We start from the raw sequence: 25,469 nt of genomic DNA on the forward strand, positions 1-25,469 counted from the left end.
CCTTAAATGGCACACTCGGCGTCACAGTCACAGCTCGCATCGATCATCTCGACTTGTCCGAGCAGATCGACGACGATCGAATAGAACGGGCTCGCCTCGTTCAACCGGTAATGGATCCATTGCTTGTCCCGGCGCTCGAGCAGCAGTCCCGCTTGCCGCATCATCTTCAAATGCCGGCTGATCGCCGGCTGCGAGATGTCGAAGCAGTCAACGAAGCTGCAGGCACACTGTTCCCCATCCTGCATCTGCTTTAACATCGTCAACCGCGTCGGGTCAGCGAGCACTTTGAGCACTTTACTCAGTTCTTCTGCGGTATGCATCGTCATTCTCCTTTACTCCGTGTATAACAAAACCGTTATATAACCTTTACGTTATGAAATTACCATAGTTTTTAATGATAAGCAATTGTCTTTTCTGAAAAAGTTCGTTATGATAAAACACGTTGTGAAAACATGTGTCGGTTTAACCGCTTCCTTCATATAATGACGCATTTGATCTTCGTGAGACTCGGAGGTCAAAGTCAAAACTATAAAGAGAGGTGTGTTCTTTTTGGAAAAATTGAATACTGTCAAACAAGAATGGCTCGGTAACGTCCGGGCTGACGTCCTTGCGGGGATCGTCGTCGCGCTCGCCCTCATCCCTGAGGCGATCGCATTCTCACTCATCGCTGGACTGAACCCGATGGTCGGTCTATACGCTTCATTCATTATCGCCATGGTCATTTCGATCACGGGCGGTCGACCAGCGATGATTTCAGCTGCAACCGGGGCCATGGTGCTCCTCGTTGTCGATTTAGTTCGAGATTACGGTCTCCAATATTTATTAGCAGCCGGTATTTTAGCCGGTATCATTCAAATCGTGCTCGGGTTCTTTGGTATAGCGCGTCTTATGAAGTTCATCCCGCGTGCGGTCATGGTCGGCTTCGTTAACGCCCTCGCTATTTTGATCTTCCAAGCTCAATTACCAAACTTTGAAGGCGAGAGCTGGATCATGTGGGCGATCGTCGCCGCATCACTCGTCATCATCTTCTTGTTCCCACGTATCACGGGCGCAATCCCGGCACCGCTCGTCGCCATCGTCGCGATGACGCTACTTGCTGTCTTTATGGGGCTCGATACGAAAAACATCGGCGACATGGGGACGATTTCAGCAACGTTGCCGGAATTCTTATTCCCTGACGTTCCGTTCACGCTCGAGACGCTCATGATCATCTTGCCGTATGCCTTCTCACTCGCCTTCGTCGGCTTGATCGAGTCGTTGCTCACAGCTCAAATCGTCGATGACATGACAGGAACGGATTCGAACAAGAATCGTGAGTCAAAAGGTCAAGGGATCGCCAACATCATCGCCGGTTTCTTCGGCGCGATGCCAGGTTGTGCGATGATCGGCCAATCGGTCATCAACGTCTCGTCTGGAGCACGTGGCCGTCTATCGACGTTCGTCGCCGGACTCGCGTTGTTCATCATGATCATGACAATCAGTGACGTTCTTATGTTGATTCCAGTCGGCGCCCTCGTCGGTGTCATGTTCTTCGTGTCGTATGCGACGTTTGACTGGGGCTCACTTAAAGCGCTCCGGACGGCACAAAAGTCGGATACGGTCGTCATGCTCGTCACCGTGCTCGTCACTGTGCTCACGCACGACTTGTCAATCGGTGTGTTCGCCGGGATTTTAACAGCTGCGATTTTGTTCGCCGCGAAAATCTCGAAAGTCGAACTCGACCGCAACGTCGAAGCCGACCACGCCCACTACGTCGTGAACGGTCAATTGTTCTTCGCATCAACGTCTGAGTTCGTCAACCAATTCGACGTCGAAGAAGATGTCGAGGCAGGCATCAAACATGTGACAATCAACTTCTCGAACACACACCTTTGGGACGATTCGGCCATCGGCGCCATCGACAAAGTCGTCTTCAAATACCGTGCGAATGGAATCGAGCCAGAACTGTTGAACTTGAACAAAGATTCAGAGAAGCTGCTCAATACGCTCGCGCTTCACTTGAAACAACAAGATGCCGGCATCGGACATTAATTCGGGAGGGATTCACATGACAAAAATCTTCTTAGCCGTTGACGGATCGGACCATTCGATGCGCGCGACCGCGAAAGCGATCGAGCTCGCGAAAGTCTCGAACGCCAAAATCGATGTCGTTCACGTCGTCAGCTCGAAAGAGTCAAAAGAAAGTGCCCTGCAATCAACAGGCAAAATCGACCTGGAGGCGAAACGGATGCAGCGGATGCAACGTTTCTTCTCAGCGATCGAAGCAGCCGGACTCGAGTACGAATATATCGAGCTCCGTGGTGAACCGGACGTCGAGCTCGTCAAGTATGCGAACCATGAACCGTTCGAATACGTCGTCGTCGGCTCGCGCGGCTTGAACACGTTCCAAGAGTTCGTGCTCGGCAGCGTCAGCCATAAGCTCGCCAAACGCGCGCTCGCGCCGGTCGTCATCGTCCGATAATCAGACAGGAAGTGAACCTCAGCGTTCACTTCCTTTTTCTGTATCTCGAATCGACACAATTGCGAATGCGCTTTCATAAAAAATCGCATATACTTGTAGTAGCAAGCGTACAAGAGGAGGCGTTGAAAGAATGGGTAAAATCTTTTTAGCGGCAGATGGCTCGGATCACTCGAGACGAGCTTTAACAAAGGCAATTCAACTCGCCAAAGCATCAGACGCATCGATTGATATCGTTCACGTCGTCAGTGCGAAAGAATCGAAAGAGGCCGCGCTCAACTCGACCGGCAAGATCGATCTCGAGACGAAACGAAAACGCATGATGCAACCGTTGTTCGATACGATCGAAGCGGAAGGCATCGCCTATGAATACGTCGAACTCCGCGGCGAACCGGACGTCGAGCTCGTCAAATACGCCAATCGCGATCCGTTCGAATACGTCGTCGTCGGCTCGCGCGGCCTCAATACGTTCCAAGAGTTCGTCCTCGGCAGCGTCAGCCACAAACTCGCCAAACGGGCGCAAGCACCCGTCATCATCGTCAAATAAGCCATCCCCTTTCTCGACTCGAGAAAGGGATTTTTTGTGTCTTATACAGGAACAACGTCCTATGTGTGGAATCAAATAGTGTATGTACAACTAACTAAGGAGGCAAGCTTTCATGGAGATTGTCAACGACCCGAGCACGTTACTTTTAATTTTACTGCCTTTATTGGTGCTGCAACTGATCCTCCTCGTCGTCGCCATGATCGATTTATTCAAGCGGCCTGAAACGAACGGACCGAAATGGGTGTGGCTCCTCGTCATCGTCTTTATCAACATCCTCGGTCCGATCGTCTATTTCCTCTGGGGACGGACAAAACAATGAATGCGAGCCATCTCACCAAACGATTCGGCACGTTCACCGCGCTCGATGACGTCAGCTTCTCGCTGCGCCCGGGCTGCACGTCGCTCCTCGGCGAGAACGGGGCCGGCAAGACGACGCTCCTCAACATGATCGCCCGTGTGACGACGCCGACGTCCGGACAGATCGAGGGTCACGACACGATCCGGGTCGGTTATTTACCGCAACGGCCGGCGCTTTACCCTTCCCTCACACCGGTCGAGACGATTAAATATGCGGCCGACTTGACGGGCACGACCGGCGTCGACGCCTTGAACCTCTTAAAACGCGTCGGCTTAGAACCGGTCGACCGCCCGGCGGCGCACTTGTCAGGCGGGATGCGGCAACGGCTCGGCATCGCCCAAGCGCTCGTCCATGACCCGGAACTATTGTTGCTCGATGAACCGGTGTCGGCGCTCGACCCGCGCGGCCGCCGGGAAGTGCTCGATCTCTTGAGCGACTTGAAGCGCGAGCGGATGATTCTCTATTCGACGCACGTGCTCCCTGACGCCGAGGAGGCGAGCGACTGGGTGCTCCTGCTTCGGCAAGGACGCCTACTCATGGAAGGCACCGTCACCGATTTGCTCGGGGCCAAATCGTCCATCCAACTTCGCCTGTTCGATGACATGACGACGGAAGACGATTGGAGCGCGCTTGCGGGTGTCGTCCGTGTCTCGCGGACGGGGACGACATGGACGTTCGAGACGTCCGATAAAACGATGTCCGAGCGGGCGATTCTGCAACGCGTCCTCGCCCAAGGACTGATGATCCAATCGTTCCACGTCGGTCATCCGTCGCTCGAATCACTGTTTTTGGAGGTGAACGCTTAATGAGGACGGCCATTTTTAAACAAGAATGGAAAGAATCGTGGCGCAATAAACGGCTCGTTTGGGTGCCGGTCGCTCTGATGTTGCTCGCGGCGATGCAGCCGCTCACGCTCTACTTCTTACCAGACATTTTAGCGTCAGGCGGCAACTTGCCGGACGGGACCGTCATCGAGATCCCGACGCCGACACCGGCCGAAGTACTCTTATCGGTCAGTGAGCAGCTACGACAGATCGGCCTGCTCGTCGTCTTGCTGTCGGCGATGCATACGTTCAGCCAAGAACGTACACTCGGTACGCTCGCTTGGCTCAAATCGCTCAACATTCCGGCTTCTCGCATCGTCATGAGTAAATGGGCACACTACACGTTACTTTCCGCTGTTTCCATCTTGCTCGCCCAAGGCACAGCCGCCTATTATACGGTCATCTTGTTCGACTCGTTCGATGTGACGGACTTTCTCATTTCCACGGGTCTATTGATCGTCCATTTCGTCGTGCAGCTGTCGATCTTCTTCTTATTCGCCGCGCTGCTCGAGAGCGGACTCGTCGCCCTCGTCATCACACTCGGTGTCCACTTCGTCTTATCGCTCCTGCTCAGTTGGATCGATTGGGACTGGTTGCCTTGGAACCTTGGCGGATTGTCGGGTCAAGCGTTGATCGAAGATATCAGTGTCACGTGGCCGCTCGTCACTAGCATTGTCTTGATCGGGCTGGCGTTGGTTATCGCATCCAAGCGTTTATTATTTTTGAGTAGTTCCTCTTGACCCTTGATTGGCATTTTCGCCGTCCATTGATTCATAAGCCACCGAGAAACCGGTGGCTTTTTTTAGGTATAACGAATCAAATAAAGAAATCTAATTTCCTATTTACGATAGATTTTATCGAATTATAAATACAAAATGCTACACTTTGAGCAATCGTTAAAGCGCTTACATTTCCTAAAGGAGGAACTCTTATGAAGAAATGGATTGGTGGCCTCGCTGCCCTGACGCTCGTGACCTCATCCGTCGTCTTGCTCGACGCCGATGCCAAGTCGACACCGAAGAAACCGAAAGTTGAACTCGGGGTCGACCGGTTGATGGACGACCCGGAACTGCTCGCCGGTAAACGCGTCGGGCTGATCACAAACCCGACCGGTGTCGATGCCACGATGACGAGCATCGTCGACTTGTTTCACAACGCGGACGACTTTGAACTGACGTCACTGTACGGACCGGAGCACGGCGTCCGCGGTGATGCGCAGGCCGGCTCGACGATCAGCTCGTATATCGACGACGTGACCGGTCTTCCGGTGTATAGCTTGTACGGGGCGACGAAAAAACCGACGCCTGAGATGCTCAAAGACGTCGACGTGCTCGTCTTCGATATCCAAGACGTCGGCACCCGTTACTACACGTACATCTATACGATGGCGTACGCGATGGAAGCTGCGGCCGAGAATGACATCCCGTTCGTCGTCCTCGACCGGCCGAATCCGCAAGGTGGCCTCCGTGTCGAAGGACCGGTGCTCGATCCGGCCTATTCAAGCTTCATCGGCCTGTACCCGATCCCGCTCAAACACGGCATGACCGTCGGTGAACTCGCACGTCTGTTCAACCGTGAATACCAACTTCAAGCCGACCTCGAAGTCGTCAAGATGAAAGGCTGGAAACGCTCGATGCTGTACGAAGATACAGGCCTCCCGTTCGTCATGCCGTCACCGAACATGCCGACGACCGACACGGTCAACGTCTATCCGGCGACCGGACTGTTCGAAGGAACGAACCTGTCCGAAGGGCGCGGCACGACGAAACCGTTCGAATTGATCGGCGCCCCGTACATCAACGCGCACGAGTACGCCAAGACGCTGAACGCGCTCGATCTTTCAGGTGTCACGTTCCGCGCCTCCTCGTTCACACCGACGTTTTCGAAGAATGCGGGCAAGCTGTCGCACGGCGTCGAAGTCTACATCACCGAACCGACGAAGTTTGAAGCGGTCAAGACTGGCATCGCCATGTTGAAAGTGGCGCACGACTTGTACCCGGACGACTTCGAGTTCCTCGCGAACGACTTCATCACGAAGCTGACCGGTAACACCTACGTGAAGGACATGATCCTCGACGAGGAGTCGCTTGAGGCGATCATGGATAAAGTCGACGCCGAGCGCGACGCGTTCTTACCGATTCGTAAAGATTATCTTCTGTATAAATGAAACGAAGGCAGGCTCTTTTGAGTCTGCCCTTATTTGTAATCCAATGGTAATACCCACTATTGCCCTATTCAATATATTATATGGTTATATTATCGGAAAAGGAGACTTCCCTCTTGAAAAAACCAACTACCATCCTCGTATCAAGCGCACTCGCCGCGGCGCTCACGTTCACCCCGTCGACGGCTTCGCTCCCGCTCGAACAGGCCACCGTCCAAGCGGCGTATACAGAAACAGCAATCAACACGAAAGGTTCGGTCACGGGCATCAGCCAGCTCCCGGTCCGCAAAACGCCGTCGCTTTCAGCAGCACGACTCGGCTCGATCAAGCGTTACGGCACGATGACCGTCCAGACGTCGTTCACCGTCGGCGGATCAAAGTGGTACAAGATTAAATGGGGGGCTGGCGTCGCCTACGTCCCGGCCGCTTACGTCAAACTGTCGACGGCGGAAGTCGCGTTCAAGAAAACGGCTTACGTCGCCCCGTCGAGCGTCTATTTGAAATCACGACCGCTCACGACGTCTTCGAACGTCGCTTTCCTCCGCCAAGGTGTAAAGCTCGAGACGAGCTCGTACCGTTATACCGGCTCGACACGTTGGTATAAGGCGACGAGTGGTACGAAGACCGGTTACATCATGGCGAAACACGTCACGTTCACCGCTCCCGCGAGCGGCGTCTTGAGCGAGACGAACAAAGAGCGCCAAGCGGCTGGCCTGACAACGCTCGCCGCCTCGAGCGAAGCGAACCGCGTCGCCCAAGTCCGGGCCGATGAGATGGCACGGACCGGTCAATTCTCGCACCAACTCCGTGAGAACGGCAGCCCGGGTGACACGCTCGACGCCTACAACGTCAGCTATCGTGGCTGGGGCGAGAATATTTATATGGGGTCGAGCGACCCTGGCCAAGCGGTCGACGCTTGGATGAACTCGAGCGGGCACCGCGCCAACATCTTGAACGGCCGCTTCACGCATCTCGGGGTCGGCACAGCGAAAAACGCACAAGGCTCGACGATTCATGTCCAAGTGTTTTTGACGAAATGAAAAATGGAGGATCGCCCCATGGCGGTCCTCCATTTTGATTAGCGGCGCTCGTCTTTCAAGCTTTCGAGATTTTGCTGGGCTTGGCCCGTCTTCTCTTTTGCCGTACCTTTGACTTGATCCTTTTGACCTTCACGTTTGAGCGACTGGTTGTCCGACGATTTGCCGACTGCTTCTTTCGCTTTTCCGGCCGCTTTATCGATGAATCCGTCGACTTTTTTGTTTAGTCCGTCTTTCATATGAATCTCCTCCTCGTGGTATCGTGTCTAAACAATGTACCACTCTGAAGAAAACTCAAACATAGTGCTCTTTGACGAGCACACGAAACCGCGGCCGGACGGTCAGCTCGATCGTCGTCACGGTCCGAGTCCGGTCCTCGGTCATGACGATTAAAAGCTCCCCATGGTCGCGCCGGTCTTCGAGCACTTCGACTTTGCTGACGGTGCGGAGCAGTTGATAGTAGAGCAGTTCGCCCGTCTCGCCTTTGACGTTCACCTCGAACTCGTGGTAGCTCGGGGAGACTTTAAAATAGAACGACTCTTTCCCGTTCGTGAAGCGGAACACCGACTCGTCATAATAAAACGGGAGCGTCGCATCCATCCGCTTCGGCTCGACCGTGCAAAATAACGCCCACGCCATCTCGTCAGGAAATTTTTCACCCGCTTCTCCTTTGTTGAACTGCCACCCTTTCATACTCAATCCCTACTTCCCTCTTTTTATAATTGTCTGAATAATCGGACTATAACAAATTGATTCGCCAACACGTTCAAAATCCCTGCAAACGGGAACAAATCTCTGTATGCTCTTTTTCTGTCCGTCCATCTGAAAGGGGTTGCGTCCACGTGTCCATCATCGCACTCGACCATGTCACGAAGCGTTTCGGGGAGACAATCGCCTTGAACGACTTCTCGCTCCACGTCGAAGCAGGCGAACTGTTCGGTCTGCTCGGTCCGAACGGGGCCGGCAAGACGACCGCCATCTCCGTCATGCTCAACCTATATCCTGCCGACAGTGGTACGATCCGTATCTTTGACCGCGTCATGCCGAAAGACGAACAGGCGATCAAGCAACGCGTCGGCATCGTCCCGCAGCACGTTTCCGTCTATGACCAGCTGACCGTGTTCGAGAACATCCAATTTTTCGCCGAACTTTATGGCTTCAAGCCGGCCGAGGCGAAACAAAAGACCGAGGCCGCCCTCGACTTCGTCGAGCTGACCGCTCACCAAAAGAAACGTCCGCCGGAACTGTCCGGAGGGCTGCTGCGTCGTTTAAATATCGCCTGCGGCATCGTCCATGAACCGGAGCTCATCTTTATGGACGAACCGACCGTCGCCATCGACCCGCAGTCGCGGAACACGATCCTCGAGAACATCCGTGAGTTGAACCGGCGCGGGGCGACGATCATCTATACGTCCCACTACATGGAGGAAGTCGAGATGCTGTGCGACCGCGTCGCCATCGTCGACGAAGGGAAGATCATCGCCGAAGGGACGCAAGACGAGTTGAAAGACCAAGTCATGACGCTCGAGACGGCCCGCATCAAAGTTGATGCCTTGACGCCAGGGCTCATCGAACGGCTCGGCGCACTCAGTCAAGTAAAGAAAGTCGAGTATCATGAGCCGTACATCGAGGTGTCGCTCGAGAAAGACACGCCGCTCGCCCCGCTCCTCGACGTGCTCCACGACGCGAAGGTCCGGTTCACGTCGATCACTGTCGACCGCCCGTCCTTGAATACCGTCTTCCTGGCCTTGACCGGCAAGACGCTAAGGGAGTGACGGTCATGAAGACGTGGACGTTCATCAAATACGATGTCAAACAACAACTGCGCGACCGCTCGACCTTGTTTTGGATGTTGCTGTTCCCGATCATCCTCATCTTCGGGCTCGGCACGATGCTGTCTGCCATTTTCAGTAACGACTTCTCACTCCCGGTCACAGACGTCGCTTATGTCGAGCAGTCGACCGACGACTATCGCGTCCCGCTCGAGACGTTCCTCGCCGACGATGACATCAAGGCGTTCGTCAACCTCGTCCCGTACGACAGCGTCGCCGCTGCCGAACGTGGCGTCAACGACGGCGATGCCGACGTCATCTTGCACCTCGACGGGTCGAACGTGCGTCTCTTGTATGAAGAACCGACGACGATCGAGTTCGATGTGCTCGAGGCGGTCATCCGGCAATATACCGACGTCGCCAATCAACAGATCATGCTCGCCGAGTCAGGCGTCGCCGTCCCGTTCGAGCCGGAGACGTTCATCGACAGCGAGAGCGTCGACTTGTCGGGCCGCACCCCGACCTCGCTCGAATACTTCACGGTCACGATTTCGATCATGACCGCCTTATTCGGCGCCTTCTATATCACGGGCATGCTCAGTGAGGAACAGCCGATGAAAAGCAGCTATCTCCGGATCCAGGCCGCTCCGGTCAAGACAATCGACTACCGGCTCGCTCGCACGTTCAGCCGTTACGTGCTCATCTTCCTGCAGCTCGTGCTCGTCTTTTGGTTCAGCCATTTCGTCTACCGAAGCTTCTCGCTCGACTACGTCCACTTCGGACTGTTGTTTCTCGCCTGGGTCGCACTTGCCCTTTACGGCACCGCGTTCGGATTTATAATCGCCAGTCTGCCTCGCGTCACGCGAAGTACGAAAGACGCGATCGTCAACGGTAGCGTCGCCATCATCATGATCCTCTCCGGGGGCTACGTCCCTGGATTCGACCAAGTGACGCTGAGCGTCGCACCGTGGGCGAAGTACGTGTTCATGCCGATCTTTATGCGCGACGGCATCCTCCAAGTGCTGCTCCGAGGCGGGGACGTCACCTTGTTTTGGCAAGGTCTCGGTTGGCTCGCCCTGCACGTCGCCGTCTTCACCGTGATCAGCCTGCTGTTGTGGAAAGGAGTGAGCCGCCGTGGTCTTGTTTAGGCATGTCGCCAAACGGATGCTCCGAAGAAAAGGGTTATGGGTGTTCACGTTCGTATCCGTGTTCGGATTCGCCCTCGTCCTGTCGTTCCTCAACTCGACGTCTGCTTTGAACGTCTCGATCGGTATTCTCGACCGTGACGGCGGCTCGTTGTCGGGCCGGGTCATCGAAGAGGCGGGCCGGTTCGGTTCGGTGACACCGCTTGAGACGGACGAGGCCGACGAGGCGCTGCTCGAAGGACAAGATATCGTCTTAACTATCCCGGACGGTTTTACGGAAGACTTGTTCGCCGGCGACATTCCGCGGCTCTCGTTCAGCGCGACCGAAGGGAGTGACGCCGCCTTGATCGAACAGGCGCTCAACTCCCACCTTTCCCGCGAGCGGCAACTGCTCGCGGCGAGTGAGTTTGACGAAGGGCGATTCCTCGAGTTGGCGGAAGCGGAGACAATGAACGGTTACACGCTCTCGAGCGAGCCGTTCCAAGAAAGTGTCGGCACGACCGCGCGGACACAGGCGTTCCTCGGGCTGTTGTCGTTCGTCATGATGTCGGCGTTCCTCCAGTTCATTCCGCTTTTTGTCGCCGACGACCGGGATGAATTGATTTACTCGCGCTTGTTCGCGGCACCGGTCACGCCGCGCCGCTACGTCGGGTCGCTGTTTTTATCATTTTGCGCCGTCGGGCTCATCTACGTGCTCATGCTGCTCGTCTTTAGCGCCGTCCTCTATCGGCAAGACATCATCGCTCACCTCCCCGTGCTCACGTTGTTGTTCACCGTCTATTTGTTCGTCTGTCTCGCGATCGGTTCACTCATCGCGGTCCTCGCGACGAATCGGGACAAGGCGAACATTTGGCAGACGTCGGTCACGATGGCCGCCGCCATCACCGGGGGCGCCTTTATCAGCCTGACGTGGCTCCCGGAGTCGCTCCAGCTCGTTGGACGCTTCTTGCCAACCTATTGGTTCAATAGCGGGGTCGCCGACATGTATGACGATCGGTTCCCGACGCTGTCTGTCCTCGTCATGGTCGGTATGGCGCTCATCGTGTTCGCGGCGACCGTCTTCGCGTTGAAAAAACGACCGCTCACATGACACAAAAAAGGCGAGACACTCATCAGAGCGTCTCGCCTTTTAGCGTTGTAACGTCGGAACAATCTTTTGGAAGAACACCTCGACGAGCACAGGGTCGAACTGACGACCTGCCTCTTGTTCGATGACGGCGAGCGCCTCGGCGAGCGTCTTCGCTTGGCGGTACGGTCGGCCCGTCATCATGACGTCGAACGTGTCGGCGAGCGCGATGATCCGGGAGGCGAGCGGAATATCAAACCCGCTTATGCCGTTCGGATAACCGTTCCCGTCCCAACGTTCATGGTGCGCCAGTACAATCTCTGACAGCGTCCCGTACTCAGGGACAGTGCTCAAAATATTGTAGCTCACCTCGGGATGACGTTTGATCTCGCGCCACTCGGCTTCGGTCAAAGCACCCGTTTTGTCGAGAATCTCATTGCTGATCGCGACCTTGCCGATATCGTGCAAGATGGCGGCCGTCTTCAACTCGTTCACGTCACTGCTCGTCAAGTTCATCGCCTCGCCAAGCTGACCGGATAGCTCGGCGACACGCTGCGAGTGCGCCTCTTCGCGCGGGATTTTCTCATACAACGTCCGCATGATCAATTGAATCGAAGAGTGGCGGCGGCTCTGCTTCTCGGACACTTTATGATGGTACATCTGGTCTTCAGCCAAATTGAACACGTCCATGATCGACAGTGCGCCGTCGGTTTTGACCGCTTCTCCGAACGATGCCGAGATCGGCAACCCTTCAATCGATTTTTCAAGGAATAAACGGCTCAATCGATTGGACAACTGCTGCGCATCAGATAACGACGTATTCGGCAAGATGATCACGAATTCGTCACCGCCGATCCGGGCGACCGTATCGACACCACTGATTTCACGCTTCAAAATATTCGTCGCTTCAATCAAGAGACGGTCTCCGACCAAGTGGCCGAACGCGTCATTCGTCAGTTTCAGGCCGTTGATGTCGACGACGATGAGGGCGAGCGGGTAATAGCCCGGCTCGTCGAACGTGACGAGCGCCTCGTCGAAGTAGCGGCGGTTTTTCACCCCGGTCAACTGGTCGTGATAACTCAAATACTCGATTTCCATCTCGTACGTCTTCTTCTCGGTCACATCCCCGATGTATCCGTGCCAGAGCACGTGCCCCTCGGCGAGCTTCTCGGGACGGGACGACCCGAGGATCCACTTCGTCCGCCCGTCCGGCGTATACACCCGGAACTCGGCGTCCCAAATCGTCAAGCTACGATATGACTCTTGGATGCTCGCCATCACTTGCGGATAATCGTCCGGATGAATTTTTGAGAAGACGAGATTCGCATCCCGTTTCACCTCGTCCGCCGTGACCCCGGTCAACACTTCAAAGCCACGGCTGAAGAACGGGAAGTAGAACGACCCGTCCGGCCGGAGCTCGAACTGGTAGATGGCGCCAGGGACCTGGTCGGACAACTTTGTCAGCAGACGGTCGCGCTCAGCGAGTTCCTCTTCGAGCTGGACGCGTTCGGTCACGTCCTTGGCAACGGCGTAGATGTAGTTGCCTTGGACTTTGCAATGCCATTCGATCGAGCGGTAATCTCCATCGATCGTCCGGAAGCGGTTGACGAACCGGAACAGTTCACGCGCCGTATCGAGCTCACTAAAGGCCGCTTCGGTCTTCACCTGATCGTCAGGATGGACGAGCCCGATGAAGTCCATGTTCTCGAGTGACTCGATTGGGAAGCCGAGCACACGCTCCCACGCCTTATTCAAATGCAGTACGTCTCGCGTCGTCAATGACATGATGCACTCGAGGTCGACGGTGGCGAACCCTTCAAACATCGATTCTTTCGCCTCACCGACTTGACGGTCGACTTTCGTCATCTGTTCGAGGATATGGACGATGTACAGCTCGACGAGACCGAGACGGTCGGCCCGCTTCTTCCCTTGCATGACGATCGTCAAATCACCGTAAAAGACGCCGTCTTTTTCAATCTTGAACAAGATGACTTGCCCGAGGTCGAAGATGCGTAAAATGTTTTTGACGAGCCGTTTCGGCAACACCCCGTCCATGAGTGGTTCGATCTCGTCCAAGATGATCGGACTAGGCAACTCCAACAGCTCGATGCGTTTCCGGCTCATCGGCCATTTCTTGCCGACCGGGTGGAAGCCGAGGACATCCAAGCTGCGTTCGAGCAGCTCGTCGATTCCAGAGATCGCGACCGTCGAGTACGTTTGTCCATCGTCATTCACCAAGTTGAGCGTCACCGCTTTCGCACCGGTGAAGTCCCGGATCTGGTCAAGGAAATGTTGGTTCATCAACAGTTCCCGGCCCGTGGCGACGAAGCGATGCGACACGTTGACGAGTTGTTTCAAGGCGTTGTTCTCTTGGACGTGCGGGGTGATGTCATGGAACAAGGTCGAGACGAAACCTGGTCGTTCGCTGAAGACGGACAGTTCATACCACGCTTTGTTCCGGCGCGAGAAGTGTTCGAACTTGATTGTCTCGCCGTTGTTCACCGCTCGCGCGACTTGAACGATCCATTCGCGTTCGCTGTATTCAAAGTCTTTCAACTGCTTGGTGATGCGTCCGCCGAGAAACTGCTTGCGCTTCGCCTTCATCATCTTTTCGAACGCTTCGTTCACTTCGACAAACTCATAATCGACCGGCTCCCCGGCACCGTCGAAGATGACTTTGAATTCGACGTAGCCTTGGGGCATATGGCGCAACAAAGATCTATAATGGGTGCTGTCTCGTTCTGTCACGTCATTTCCTCCTACGCTGTTTTTCTACATTTTAGTTTACCTCATTTTCGATGAATTCCCTATATTTTCCGAATCAATTCCTCCCAATGTGCACACATTAAGTTTTTGTAAATCCCACCTCACAGGTTGCACGGTTTGCTCCCCGTTGTTAGTATGATTACGAAACCCGATATCGGAAATCGATTTCAAGGAGATGAAGCAAGTGGAAGACCGCGTCCTTCGTAAGCTGTTTCTTGGTTTTATTCATATCCACATCTTGCACCATGCGTCCGAACATCCCGTTTATGGGGCGTGGATGGTCGAAGAGCTGCGCGAGCACGGTTACGCGATCAGTGCCGGTACGCTCTATCCGATCCTGCACGGCATGGAACAAGACGGCCTGCTCGCTCGGACGAACGAGTTGGTCGACGGTCATATCCGCAAGAACTATACGACGACCGAAAAAGGGCTCGTCGTCTTGGCCGAAGCCCGTCAAAAAGCGCACGAACTATTCAAAGAGATCAAGGAGTGAAACCAATGGCCAATCAACGCGTGACGTTCAAGACGTTACTGGAGATTTTATTCGTATCGACCCGTCTCGGCTTGACGTCGTTCGGCGGACCGGTCGCCCACCTCGGCTACTTCCATGAGGAATACGTAAGGCGTCGGAAATGGATGGACGAGCGAACGTATGCCGACCTCGTCGCCCTCTGTCAGTTCTTACCTGGCCCTGCGAGCAGTCAAGTCGGGATCGGCATCGGCATCGTCCGTGGCGGTATCCTCGGCGGTATCACCTCGTTCATCGGCTTCACGGCACCATCCGTCATCGCCCTCATCTTGTTCGCCCTTTTGGTCTCAGGACTCGACGTCTCGGACGCGGGCTGGCTGTACGGCTTGAAAGTCGTCGCCGTCGCCATCGTCGCCCACGCCATTCTCGGTATGGCCGGCAAACTGACACCGGACGCAAAGACGCGGACGATCGCCTTCTTCGCGCTCGCCGGTGTGCTCCTCTGGCAGACGACGTATAGCCAAGTGCTCGTCATCGCCTTGGCCGCGCTCGCCGGATTCTTGCTGTTCAAGCCGCAACACCTCGACGTCAAGTCGGCCTCGTTCCCGCTCTCGAAACGGCTCGGGGCGACGCTGCTCGGTCTGTTCGGAGCGTTACTCGTCATCTTGCCGCTCTTGCGCGAGACGATAGAAAGCCAGTCGCTCGCCATGTTCGACAGCTTTTACCGGGCCGGTGCCCTCGTCTTCGGTGGTGGTCACGTCGTCTTGCCGCTCCTCGAGCGCGAGCTCGTCCCGGCCGGATTCTTGAGCGAAGAGGCGTTCCTCGCCGGCTACGGGGCGGCCCAAGCCGTACCGGGTCCGCTGTTCACGTTCGCATCGTACCTCGGGACCGTCATCAACGGTGTCCCGGGAGGACTGCTCGCGACGTTCGCCATCTTCTTGCCGGCGTTCCTGCTCATCCTCGGGGCGTTGCCGTTTTGGGATGCACTCCGGCGCAATCCAAAAGTGGCCGGTGCGTTGATCGGTGTCAATGCGGCCGTCGTCGGGATTTTGATCGCTGCGTTCTATCAGCCGATCTTCACGAGCACGGTGAACGGCGCCGTCGACTTTGTATTCGCCGCCCTCTTGTTCGTCATGATCGCCTATTGGAAACTGCCGCCTTGGGCACTCGTCATCGCTGGCGTCATCGGCGGGACGATTATCGGAATGTTGTAACGGGACTAGGGACTTCGTGTCCCTTTTTTCGTTCCCTGTTATTCTCCACTTCGGAAGCTAAAATGTTAATCATTTGAAACTTTTTCTAGTCCAGCGCTCGCTATACTGGAGTATAGGTCCCTTTACAAATGAGGGAAACGTTCCGCTTGGATTTGAGAAAGGAAGTGGGGTCATGCAGCCCTTACACCATAAAACAACGTATATGCCAGGTCTCGACGGCCTGCGCACGTTCGCCGTTTTTGCAGTCATACTCTTTCATTTGAACGCACCATACATACCCGGCGGCTTCCTTGGCGTCGACTTATTCTTCGTCTTGTCCGGTTATTTGATCACCGGCATCTTGCTTCGTGAGCAAGCAAAACACGGACGGATCAATTTGAAACGATTCTATGTCGCCCGGTTCCGGCGCCTGTTGCCGGCGCTCGTCTTCATGCTCTCGGTCGTCATGGCGTACGTCACGTTGTTCGAGCGCGGACTGCTCGATACGGTGCGCCAAGATACGCTCGCCGCGCTCGCCTACGTGAACAACTGGTGGTATATCTTCCACGACGTCTCGTACTTCGAGAGTTTCGGCAAGCCGTCACCGCTCCAAAACCTGTGGTCGCTCTCGATCGAGGAGCAGTTCTACTTGGTCTGGCCGCTACTGTTGATTTTTGGGCTGACCGTGAAGAAACGCTTCCTCCAGCTCACCGGCATCGTCTTACTCGCTTCAACCGTTTGGATGGCAATCAGCTTCACACCCGGGACCGACCCGAGCCGTGTTTATTACGGTACCGACACGCGTCTGTTCGCGCTCCTCATCGGGGCGTTGCTCGCGTTCGGTTGGCGTCCGGATGCGTTCAAGCGCGAGATGCCAGCGCTCGGTCTTCGTATTTTGAACGTCGGTGGCGCCGGAGCGCTCATAACGCTTGTCACGGTCATGATGACAGCGAACTCTTATGATGCGTTCCTCTATTATGGAGGTTTCTTGCTCGTCGCCGTGGCGTCAGGTGTGTTGATTGCCGCGACGGCCCATCCGTCGACGCTCTGGTCCCGTCTGTTTGGAAGCGCTTGGCTTCGGTTGATCGGGACACGGACGTACGGCATCTACTTATGGCACTATCCGGTCATCATCTTGACGACCCCGCTTGAGCGGATCGGTTCGTTCAATCCCCTCCTCGCGCTCGGTCAAGTCATGCTCACGCTGCTCATCGCTGAAGCGTCTTACCGCTACGTCGAGACACCGATTCGCCGCAACGGGTTCCGCCATGTCATCCGTAACCTGACCCCGACTCGCAACATCAAACCGGCTCGACTGTTCGCGATCACAATCGCGACGGTCTTGTCATTCGTCCTCGTCGGGAATTTGACGATCCTCGCGTTCACGGATAACTCGGACCGGCAACACGAGCTCCCGGTCGTCAAAGCACCGAAGCCGAAGCCAAAAGAAACGACGACCGAACGGCCGGTCGAGTCATGCCCGCCCGCCCTTGCCATCGGCGACTCGGTCTTGCTCGGCTTGAACGAGTATCTCGGTACCACGTTCCCGAACATGACGATCGACGCCGAAGTCGGCCGCCAAGTCCGTGACGCGCAAGACGTCGCCGCGGGCTATCGTGAATTTGATGCCCCCGGCCATGTCGTCTTCCTCCATCTCGGGACGAACGGAGCTTTCAAGATGGAACAGCTCGACACGTTGATCGGTATGTTTGAATCAGCCGATCACGTGTACGTCATCAATACGCATGTCCCGCGCCCGTGGGAACGCGAAGTGAACGAGTTGCTCAAGCGCGCGAGCGAGCGGCACGATTTCGTCACGCTCATCGACTGGCATGAAGCGTCCGCCGATAAAGCCGACTACTTTGAGAGTGACGGTGTCCATTTGAACATCGATGGCGCCGAGGCGTTCGGAAAGTTGTTGTCTGAAGAGATTGGCTGTCACGACGAACAAGGACTTAGCAACCGCTAAGTCCTTGTTTTCATGGGCGCCACTTCCAGCGCATATAGTTGATCAACAGCTTGATATAGGCGAGCTGTTCACGGATGACATACTTCGCTTTCGCCGCAGCCGGCGTCGGGGCATAGAGCGCGTCCGTCTTGAGCCCGAAGTAGAGCCTCCCGACGAGCCGGGCCCGGCGCACATGGAAGTCGTTCGTCACGACCGTCAGTCCCGTCTCGCCTGCCCACACGTCGCGGCTGAATAAAAAGTTCTCGTACGTCGACGTCGAGTCAGCTTCGATGTGAATGCGCCCCGGGTCGACGCCACGGTCGATCAATTCCCGGGCAATGACGCGCCCCTCGGCCATCCCTTCGTCCGGACCTTGCCCGCCGGAGGCGATTAGTTTGACGTGCGGATATTGGTGCGCATATGTAGCCGCCACGTCTATTCGGTTTCGGAGCGCCCGTGACGGTGCCGTCCCGTTCACTTTCGCCCCTAAGATGAGGACGTACCGGTACGTACCGTCCGCTTGATGTCGTCGCATAGGGGTCACCTGCCTTGATTTCAAGTATAGCATCAACGGCTTCTTCGATTGACTGATACGTTTTTGTTACAGTAGGTAAAGCAAATATATGGTAGAATGAGTATCGGATTAATTTGAATTTGAAGGAGTCGCAACAATGCAAAACTTGAATCCTACGCCTCGGAGCACACGACAGCGGCACGAGACGCGACATATCGTTACAAAACGAGTATTCCATAGTTTGCTAATCATAGGCTTCTTAGCCTTTCTTATAGGCGGCGCCTATGTGACGCTCTCTTCGGAGAAACGCGAAGTCTCTGCCATGGAGAATCGCCAACTCGCCAAAGCGACCGCCGACCTCACGTTCGAGAACGTCATGTCCGGCGCCTATATGAAGAGCGTCGAGACGTATGTCACCGATCACGTCTTTAATCGTGACAGCTGGATCAGCTTACATGCGTTTTTATCGAAAGACTTGTTCCGGCAGACTGTGAAGAATGGGATTTATGTTTCGGCTGACGGGACGATGGAGTCTCCCATGAAAGAGACGATCGATACGAACATGCTCCTCGATGATCTGTCGGCGTTCACGACGTCGATGCAGTCGTCTGGCGTCGACGTCTACTTCGGGCTTGCCCCGAACAAAGCTTCGATGGTCGAAGTCGAACCGAACATGCCTGACTACATGGGCAACGAGGCACCAACAATCTTTAAAGAAACGCGTGACAGCTTGGCTACGGTCGAGGGAATGACGGTCATGGATTACCGGAAGCCACTGAACACGGCAGACAAATTGAGTGACGTCTTTTATAAGACCGACTACCACTGGAATATAAACGGCGCTTATCTGGCTTACGTCCAAACGGTGAAGCAGATTGCTGCCAAACATCCCGAAGTCAGTGATCCGCTCAAGCCAGGCGAACTCCGGACGAAGGCGCACGACCGCCCATACTACGGCTCTTACGCCCGTAGCACAACGCTCCAATACGTCAAAAACGGTGATACGTTCGAATGGATGGAACCAAAGGCCGGATTCACGCCAAGTTCGATTTGTTACAACCGGGCCGAACCGTGTAACGGTAATTTGATCAACAAAAAACCGCTCAAATCAGAAGAGACGTACACGGAGATGTACTCGCTCTTCTTACACCGTAACTGGCCGATCATCACAATGGACCAAGAGGCGCCGAAGAATGATACACGGACACTCATCTTGAAAGATTCGTACGCAAATCCGATGCTAACGCTGTTGCCGGAACATTTTGGTCATCTGTCGGTCATCGATATCCGCCATTTCGATGAGTCATCGATTGAAACGTATGTGAAGGATAACGACATCGACGTCGTCTTGTTCATCCACAACGTCAACCTCGGTGAGTTCATCCCGCTCTATCACGACAAGTTGAATGAGTAAACAAAAGAGAGACGAATCATCCCGAATAGGATGATTCGTCTCTCTTTGTTGTGCGCTCTTCCTAGCCGTTGCTTAGAACAAACAGGAATTAAAACCGGAAATAGATGAACGGGTTGAAACTGCTCGCGATAATATACGACACGGCGAAGATGAAGATTGTCGCCATAAATCCGAGGCGCATGAAACCGGCCATGTAGTTGACCCATAGTTTCTTGCTCTCCTGTTCGAGACGGAGCACTTTTTCCCCAAACACTTTCGGGAGCGGTGTCGCCGCAATCATCGCAATCAGTAAGATGACCCCGTATTGGACGAAGTAGAACATCGCCTCACTATCCCATACCGCCGCTCCATTCAAGTTGAACATGGCCGCCAAGTACGAGATGGCGTACGGGAAGTCATCCGCTCGGAAGAACACCCAACCGATGATGACGACGAACAACGTGAACGCATGGGCGAGCGGTGCCGGGAGTGCTTTGAGCCACGCCCCGAGGAACGCCCGCTCAAGCATGATAAAGATTCCATAGTAGGCACCCCAGGCGATAAATGTCCAACTCGCACCGTGCCAAACCCCGGTCAGAATCCAGACGACGGCGAGGTTACGATAGAGCTTCCACGCACTGCCACGGTTCCCACCAAGCGGGATATAGACATAGTCACGGAACCAACTACCGAGCGAGATGTGCCAGCGGCGCCAAAATTCAGACACCGACTTTGAAATGTACGGATAATTGAAGTTCTCAAGGAAATGGAAACCAAACATCCGTCCTAGCCCGATCGCCATGTCGGAATATCCAGAGAAATCAAAATAAATCTGAAGCGAGTACGCGATAATCCCGATCCAAGCGAGGCCCATCGACATCTCCCCGGCATCTTGCGAGAAAATTTGGTCGGCCACGTAGCCGGCGTTGTTGGCGAGGAGCATTTTCTTAGCGAGGCCGATGACAAACCGTTGCACCCCGCTCGCAAAGTCGTCCATCGTCTCACGGCGATCATTGATCTCGTCAGCGACCGTCTGATAGCGAACGATCGGCCCGGCAATCAGTTGTGGGAAGAGCGAGATGTAGAGCGCGAGATCGAGCGGGTTGCGCTGGACTTTCCCATCTTTTCGATACACATCGATGACGTAACTCATCGCTTGGAACGTGAAGAACGACACCCCGATCGGTAGAGGGATTTTGGGATCGGTCAGCTCGAGACCCGTGATGGCGTTCACGTTCTCGATAATGAAACTCGTATATTTGAAGACGGATAACAGCAACACGTTTCCAGCGACCATCGCCCCGACGAGCCATTTCGCCTTCTTCTTGTCGTCACGGTTGTTGTCGACGAGCAGACCGAACGCATAGTTCATGACGATCGATGCGAGCATGACCGTCGTATAGATCGGTTCTCCCCACGCATAGAACAATAGACTGGCAATCAGGAGCACCGTGTTCTTCAAAAAACGCGGTGCGACATAATAGAGAATAAGAACAATCGGTAAAAACCAGAATAAAAAAATCGTCGAACTGAAGAGCATGAGTTCCCTCCTTTCTCATAAAAAATAAAAGGCTGCCCCGAGGGACAGCCTAAACCCATCAACGCGTGAAGCGTTCGACGATTGCGTCGACGATGCGGCGTGACGCCTCCCCGTCCCCGTATGGGTTAGACGCTTTCGCCATGCTTTGGTGCGCCGCCGCGTCAGACAAGAGCTCGTCAGCGAGGCCGAAGATGACTTCTTCTTCAACGCCTGCGAGTTTGAGCGTTCCGGCTGCGACACCTTCTGGACGTTCCGTCGTGTCACGAAGGACAAGGACCGGTACGCCGAGTGATGGTGCTTCTTCTTGTACGCCACCTGAATCTGTCAAGATCAAGTGTGAGCGTGATGCGAAGTTATGGAAATCGAACACGTCGAGCGGCTCGATCAAGTGGACGCGGTCGAGATCGTTTAAAATCTCACCGGCCAGTTCCCGAACGATCGGGTTCATATGGACCGGATAGACGACTTCGATATCGTCATATTTTTCAATCAAGCGACGGACAGCACGGAACATATTGCGCATCGGTTCACCGAGGTTCTCCCGACGATGTGCCGTCAACAAGACGAGGCGCTTGCCTTGTGACGTGATTGAGTTCAACAGTTCATTGTCGTACCCGTCTTGAACGGTCGTCTTCAACGCATCGATTGCCGTGTTGCCTGTGACGAAGATGTCTGCTTCTGTCTTGTTCTCACGAAGCAAGTTCTCAGCTGACGTCTCAGTCGGTGCGAAGTGTAGATCAGCCATGACGCCAGTCAATTGACGGTTCATCTCTTCCGGATATGGCGAGTACTTGTTGTACGTGCGTAGCCCTGCCTCGACATGACCGATGGCAATCTGATTGTAGAACGCCGCGAGTGACGCCGCGAACGTCGTCGTCGTGTCCCCATGGACGAGGACGATGTCCGGTTTCGCTTCCTTCATGACTTCATCGAGTCCGTGAAGGACGCGTGTCGTCACGTCGAAGAGCGTTTGATTCTTCTTCATGACGTCTAGGTCATAGTCTGGTGTGATTTTGAACAATTGCAAGACTTGGTCGAGCATCTCCCGATGTTGGGCTGTGACGACGACGATCGGTTCGATCCCTTCACGGTTTTTGAGCTCCAAAACGAGTGGAGCCATTTTGATGGCTTCGGGACGCGTGCCGAACACGGTCATAACTTTAATCATAGTGATTCTCCTTTTCGGGGGTGACGCGGCAAAATGATCGTCTCACCGATATCGTGCTGGTCGACGATCGTTGTGCGTTGCTCCATTTTTTGCTGTTTGAACTCCGATTGACGCTTCGAATCAAGCGTACGGAACCATTTCAAAAACTTCATGTACTCGTCGGCCACATCGTCGACGAGTCCGTACTCACGGATCTCACCGTATTCAAGCCAGATCGCCTGCGTACAAAACTGCCGAACTTGTGACACCGAGTGACTGATGAAGAAGATGGTCTTTCCTTCGTCTTTGAACTCGTTCATCTTGACGAGACAGCGGTCGGTGAACGTTTGGTCTCCGACCGAGAGCGCCTCATCGATGACGAGGATGTCAGGGTTGATATTGATCGAGATGGCGAAGCCGAGTCGTGCCTTCATTCCGCTCGAGTACGTCTTGACCGGTTGATCGATAAAGTCGCCAATATCGGCAAACTCGATAATTTCCGGGGTGATCGCTCTGATTTGATGCTTGTCCATGCCGAGCATGAGGCATTTCAGTTCGATGTTCTCCATCCCGGTCAAGTTTCCGTTCAGCCCAGACGAGATGGCGATGAGCGACGGTTTTCCGCGCAGCTCGATCTTGCCGTGCGTCGGCGGGATGACGTCCGACAGAAGGTTCGACATCGTCGATTTCCCCGAACCGTTAATCCCGAGAATCCCGACGACTTCCCCAGGCGGGACTTCGAACGTGACGTTACGGAGCGCATAAAACTGCTTACCGTTCGCCCGGTTGAACAACACTTCTTTCAGCTTATCACTTTGTTTCCGGTACAACGTGTACCGTTTTGATACGTTTTCAAACTTTACTTGGTAGCTCATACGTCACCGCTCCTTAAATATAGTCAATGAAGTAGCGACGGAAACGAACGTGGATCGCCGAACCGATTAAGAACGTCACGAGCGTGAAGCCCCAGAAGTAGAGGCCGTAGCTAAGATTTTGCATGAGCCAATCCGTTCCGAGGAACATCGATCGGTACCCTTCCACCAAGTAGTAGAGCGGGTTGATCATGAGAATCGTTTCAAGCGTTCCGGTCGGTTGCCAAAAGATAGGTAGTAAATAAAGCATCATCCGAATAATTTGTGACAGCAAATTTTGAAAGTCGCGGATAATCGTGGCCAGTGCCGACGTCAAAAGTGAGAACGCATAAAGGAACGCGAGCGCACTGAGAAGCAGGTACGGCAAGAACAGGATGTTCCAGCCTTCACTGATGCCAAACGCCATCATCAAGATGAACGCGATCACGACCATCGCTACGTGTCGGTATAGTTCCGACAAGATGACGTACGCCGGGATTGTGCTGATCGGGAAGCTCATCTTTGAGACGAGTGCAATCTTCGAAAAAACGGATCGAGAACCACTGACGATGGCCGGTCCAAAGAAGAACCATGGCACAATTCCGGAGACGAGCCATGGAAGGAACGGGACATCACCAACGTCTCGACCCGCACGAAGACCGAACCCGAAGACGAGCCAATAGATGCTGATTTGAATGATTGGCGTCAAGATTTCCCACAAGTATCCGAAGTACTGCATCGAATAGCGACTTTTCGTTTCATATAGAGAGAGTCTCACAATTAAATAGAGACTCTCCCATAGTTCGATGAATACTTGCTTCGAGGCTTTGATCATAGTCGGCACACAGGTTAAGCCAACGTTACTTTTCCGTTGACGTATTCGTACAAGTTTCCGTAGTTTACAACCGCGAGGTCGCTGTCATCAGCCTTCACGATATTACGTGTATCAAAGATCATCGGGCGACGCATCGCTGCGTTCAACTCGTTGAAGTCGAGCGCTTTGAACTCGTTATGGTCAACGAGGACGAGGACGACGTCCGCATCTTTGATCGCTTCTTCTTTCGAGACGAGATCGAAGTGTTTCGACGATGAGACTTCAACGTGTGGATCGTGGACGGCGACGTTCATGCCTTGCTCGAGCATCAATTCGATGATCTCAACAGCTGGGCTTTCACGCATGTCATCAACGTTCCCTTTATACGTTACGCCGAACGCGGCGATTTTTGCGTCTGTTTGACCTGACACAAGTTTTTGAACGTTTTCGACGACGTATGCCGGCATCGAGACGTTCGTGTCACGTGACAACTTGATGATTTTCGCGAGCTCTGGTTGTTTCGCGACGATGAAGTACGGGTCGACCGCGAGACAGTGTCCACCGACACCTGGTCCTGGGCTGTGAAGATTCACACGCGGGTGTTTGTTCGCCATTTCGATCACGTCGAGGACGTTGATGTCGAGGGCGTTACACACTTTCGCAAGTTCGTTCGCGAGTGCGATGTTGACGTCACGGAACGTGTTTTCCATGAGTTTCGACATTTCAGCCGTCTTCGCGTCCGTCTTGATGATTTCACCTTTTACGAACGTACCATATACTTTAGCACCGGCTTCAGCGCATTCTGGCGTGATGCCGCCGACGATACGGTTGTTGTAAACGAGTTCATGCAGAATTTGTCCTGGGAGGACACGTTCTGGGCAGTGCACGAGGAAGATGTCTTCACCTACGATGAAGCCTGCTTCTTCGACAATTGGTTTCACGAAATCATCCATCGTACGCGGCGCGATTGTCGACTCGACGATGATGACGTTGCCCTTTTCAACATATGGCAATACTTTACGTGTTGCATCCAACACGTATGTGAGGTCACAAGACTTATGCTCGTCATCGTTGTTCGGTGTTGGAACGGCGATGATGAATGCATCTGCTTTCTCTGGCTCGAGCGAGGCACGGAACTTGCCTTTGGCGACGACTTCTTTGACGACGTCTCCGAGGCCCGGTTCTTCGATGTGGATTTCACCACGATTCAATTTATCGACGACTGACTGATGGATGTCTACGCCGAGTACATCGACACCGTATTGTGCGAAGACTGCAGACGTTGGGAGTCCAATATATCCTAATCCGATTGTACATACTTTCATAGTTGAGCTTACCTCCATAGATGTTAGTGACACTGGTCACTGAATATTGCTTAACATTTCACTTTATTTAAGAATTCATCAAAAATCAAACCCATTATACTCCTGATGTGAATTGAGAAGCAATTACATTTTAATGAC

Annotated in this window: 25 protein-coding genes; 15 read left to right on the forward strand and 10 right to left on the reverse strand. The window is 54.1% G+C overall.

Annotated elements, in window-relative coordinates; translation table 11 throughout:
- Nucleotides 1-2: 2 nt before the first annotated feature.
- Complete coding sequence (locus EVJ23_RS03605; RefSeq protein WP_070328555.1) at nucleotides 3-320, reverse strand: ArsR/SmtB family transcription factor; 318 nt, start codon at nucleotides 318-320, stop codon at nucleotides 3-5.
- A 229-nt stretch (nucleotides 321-549) separates the two neighbouring features.
- Between EVJ23_RS03605 and EVJ23_RS03610 the strand changes: the two genes are divergently transcribed.
- From EVJ23_RS03610 to EVJ23_RS03645, 8 genes are all read left to right on the forward strand, one after another.
- A complete protein-coding gene (locus EVJ23_RS03610) occupies nucleotides 550-2,031 on the forward strand; it encodes a SulP family inorganic anion transporter (RefSeq protein WP_131464176.1) in 1,482 nt (493 codons plus the stop codon).
- Between the two features lie 16 nt (nucleotides 2,032-2,047).
- Nucleotides 2,048-2,461, forward strand: coding sequence for a universal stress protein (locus tag EVJ23_RS03615; protein WP_131464178.1), 414 nt, complete (start codon nucleotides 2,048-2,050; stop codon nucleotides 2,459-2,461).
- 130 nt (nucleotides 2,462-2,591) lie between these two features.
- A complete protein-coding gene (locus tag EVJ23_RS03620; protein WP_131438831.1) occupies nucleotides 2,592-3,005 on the forward strand; it encodes a universal stress protein in 414 nt (137 codons plus the stop codon).
- Between the two features lie 112 nt (nucleotides 3,006-3,117).
- Entirely contained in the window at nucleotides 3,118-3,324 is a 207-nt protein-coding gene (locus tag EVJ23_RS03625; protein ID WP_131464180.1) for a PLD nuclease N-terminal domain-containing protein, read from the forward strand.
- Complete coding sequence (locus EVJ23_RS03630) at nucleotides 3,321-4,169, forward strand: ABC transporter ATP-binding protein (RefSeq protein WP_131464182.1); 849 nt, start codon at nucleotides 3,321-3,323, stop codon at nucleotides 4,167-4,169. The genes EVJ23_RS03625 and EVJ23_RS03630 overlap by 4 nt, the downstream gene beginning before the upstream one ends.
- Complete coding sequence (locus EVJ23_RS03635; RefSeq protein WP_131464184.1) at nucleotides 4,169-4,927, forward strand: ABC transporter permease; 759 nt, start codon at nucleotides 4,169-4,171, stop codon at nucleotides 4,925-4,927. Before EVJ23_RS03630 ends, EVJ23_RS03635 begins: the two co-directional genes overlap by 1 nt.
- Nucleotides 4,928-5,118: 191 nt before the next feature.
- On the forward strand, nucleotides 5,119-6,354 hold the full coding sequence (locus EVJ23_RS03640; RefSeq protein WP_131464186.1) for an exo-beta-N-acetylmuramidase NamZ family protein: 1,236 nt from the start codon (nucleotides 5,119-5,121) through the stop codon (nucleotides 6,352-6,354).
- A 113-nt stretch (nucleotides 6,355-6,467) separates the two neighbouring features.
- Nucleotides 6,468-7,391, forward strand: coding sequence for a CAP domain-containing protein (locus EVJ23_RS03645; protein WP_131464188.1), 924 nt, complete (start codon nucleotides 6,468-6,470; stop codon nucleotides 7,389-7,391).
- A 38-nt stretch (nucleotides 7,392-7,429) separates the two neighbouring features.
- On the opposite strand, the gene EVJ23_RS03650 is transcribed toward EVJ23_RS03645, so the two are convergent.
- Together EVJ23_RS03650 and EVJ23_RS03655 are read right to left on the reverse strand one after the other, a co-directional pair.
- Complete coding sequence (locus tag EVJ23_RS03650; RefSeq protein WP_071398105.1) at nucleotides 7,430-7,627, reverse strand: CsbD family protein; 198 nt, start codon at nucleotides 7,625-7,627, stop codon at nucleotides 7,430-7,432.
- A gap of 55 nt (nucleotides 7,628-7,682) precedes the next feature.
- A complete protein-coding gene (locus EVJ23_RS03655; protein WP_070328546.1) occupies nucleotides 7,683-8,081 on the reverse strand; it encodes a hypothetical protein in 399 nt (132 codons plus the stop codon).
- A gap of 149 nt (nucleotides 8,082-8,230) precedes the next feature.
- Here EVJ23_RS03655 and EVJ23_RS03660 point away from each other — a divergent pair, with 149 nt between their 5' ends.
- The 3 genes from EVJ23_RS03660 to EVJ23_RS03670 are packed head-to-tail and all read left to right on the forward strand — an operon-like array spanning nucleotide 8,231 to nucleotide 11,395.
- The gene (locus EVJ23_RS03660; protein WP_070328545.1) at nucleotides 8,231-9,163 is read left to right on the forward strand and encodes an ABC transporter ATP-binding protein; all 933 of its coding nucleotides are present in this window, start codon (nucleotides 8,231-8,233) and stop codon (nucleotides 9,161-9,163) included.
- Between the two features lie 5 nt (nucleotides 9,164-9,168).
- Nucleotides 9,169-10,308 carry an ABC transporter permease gene (locus tag EVJ23_RS03665; protein ID WP_236633700.1) on the forward strand — a complete coding sequence of 380 codons (1,140 nt, stop codon included), beginning with the start codon at nucleotides 9,169-9,171 and terminating at the stop codon, nucleotides 10,306-10,308.
- Nucleotides 10,295-11,395, forward strand: a complete 1,101-nt coding sequence (locus EVJ23_RS03670) for an ABC transporter permease (protein WP_070328543.1) — start codon at nucleotides 10,295-10,297, stop codon at nucleotides 11,393-11,395. The genes EVJ23_RS03665 and EVJ23_RS03670 overlap by 14 nt, the downstream gene beginning before the upstream one ends.
- A gap of 39 nt (nucleotides 11,396-11,434) precedes the next feature.
- Here EVJ23_RS03670 and EVJ23_RS03675 read toward each other — a convergent pair whose 3' ends face one another.
- Entirely contained in the window at nucleotides 11,435-14,119 is a 2,685-nt protein-coding gene (locus tag EVJ23_RS03675; RefSeq protein WP_236633701.1) for an HD domain-containing phosphohydrolase, read from the reverse strand.
- 202 nt (nucleotides 14,120-14,321) lie between these two features.
- On the opposite strand from EVJ23_RS03675, the gene EVJ23_RS03680 reads away from it, so the two are divergent.
- The 3 genes from EVJ23_RS03680 to EVJ23_RS03690 all read left to right on the forward strand — a co-directional run bounded on the left by EVJ23_RS03680 (nucleotide 14,322) and on the right by EVJ23_RS03690 (nucleotide 17,768).
- Nucleotides 14,322-14,630, forward strand: a complete 309-nt coding sequence (locus EVJ23_RS03680) for a PadR family transcriptional regulator (RefSeq protein WP_131439584.1) — start codon at nucleotides 14,322-14,324, stop codon at nucleotides 14,628-14,630.
- 5 nt (nucleotides 14,631-14,635) lie between these two features.
- Nucleotides 14,636-15,820, forward strand: coding sequence for a chromate efflux transporter (gene chrA / locus EVJ23_RS03685; protein WP_131464192.1), 1,185 nt, complete (start codon nucleotides 14,636-14,638; stop codon nucleotides 15,818-15,820).
- 172 nt (nucleotides 15,821-15,992) lie between these two features.
- Nucleotides 15,993-17,768: an acyltransferase family protein gene (locus tag EVJ23_RS03690; protein ID WP_131464194.1), complete on the forward strand. Its 1,776-nt coding sequence runs from the start codon at nucleotides 15,993-15,995 to the stop codon at nucleotides 17,766-17,768.
- A gap of 10 nt (nucleotides 17,769-17,778) precedes the next feature.
- Here EVJ23_RS03690 and EVJ23_RS03695 read toward each other — a convergent pair whose 3' ends face one another.
- Nucleotides 17,779-18,282, reverse strand: a complete 504-nt coding sequence (locus EVJ23_RS03695) for a YdcF family protein (RefSeq protein WP_131464196.1) — start codon at nucleotides 18,280-18,282, stop codon at nucleotides 17,779-17,781.
- 301 nt (nucleotides 18,283-18,583) lie between these two features.
- Here EVJ23_RS03695 and EVJ23_RS03700 point away from each other — a divergent pair, with 301 nt between their 5' ends.
- On the forward strand, nucleotides 18,584-19,675 hold the full coding sequence (locus EVJ23_RS03700) for an alginate O-acetyltransferase AlgX-related protein (RefSeq protein WP_161567004.1): 1,092 nt from the start codon (nucleotides 18,584-18,586) through the stop codon (nucleotides 19,673-19,675).
- A gap of 88 nt (nucleotides 19,676-19,763) precedes the next feature.
- On the opposite strand, the gene EVJ23_RS03705 is transcribed toward EVJ23_RS03700, so the two are convergent.
- Genes EVJ23_RS03705 through EVJ23_RS03725 form a run of 5 tightly spaced genes read right to left on the reverse strand, consistent with a single transcriptional unit; the run spans nucleotide 19,764 to nucleotide 25,331 of the window.
- Nucleotides 19,764-21,194: an MBOAT family O-acyltransferase gene (locus EVJ23_RS03705; RefSeq protein ID WP_070328537.1), complete on the reverse strand. Its 1,431-nt coding sequence runs from the start codon at nucleotides 21,192-21,194 to the stop codon at nucleotides 19,764-19,766.
- 58 nt (nucleotides 21,195-21,252) lie between these two features.
- Nucleotides 21,253-22,362, reverse strand: a complete 1,110-nt coding sequence (wecB, locus tag EVJ23_RS03710; protein ID WP_070328536.1) for a non-hydrolyzing UDP-N-acetylglucosamine 2-epimerase — start codon at nucleotides 22,360-22,362, stop codon at nucleotides 21,253-21,255.
- A complete protein-coding gene (gene tagH, locus EVJ23_RS03715; RefSeq protein WP_131438859.1) occupies nucleotides 22,359-23,216 on the reverse strand; it encodes a teichoic acids export ABC transporter ATP-binding subunit TagH in 858 nt (285 codons plus the stop codon). Before tagH ends, wecB begins: the two co-directional genes overlap by 4 nt.
- 13 nt (nucleotides 23,217-23,229) lie before the next feature.
- Nucleotides 23,230-24,027, reverse strand: a complete 798-nt coding sequence (locus tag EVJ23_RS03720; RefSeq protein ID WP_070328534.1) for an ABC transporter permease — start codon at nucleotides 24,025-24,027, stop codon at nucleotides 23,230-23,232.
- A 14-nt stretch (nucleotides 24,028-24,041) separates the two neighbouring features.
- Nucleotides 24,042-25,331, reverse strand: a complete 1,290-nt coding sequence (locus tag EVJ23_RS03725) for a nucleotide sugar dehydrogenase (RefSeq protein WP_131464200.1) — start codon at nucleotides 25,329-25,331, stop codon at nucleotides 24,042-24,044.
- Nucleotides 25,332-25,469: the final 138 nt, after the last annotated feature.

Origin of the sequence: Exiguobacterium sp. SH1S1 (assembly GCF_004337245.1) — a bacterium.
Classification (GTDB): Bacteria; Bacillota; Bacilli; order Exiguobacteriales; family Exiguobacteriaceae; genus Exiguobacterium; species Exiguobacterium aurantiacum_A.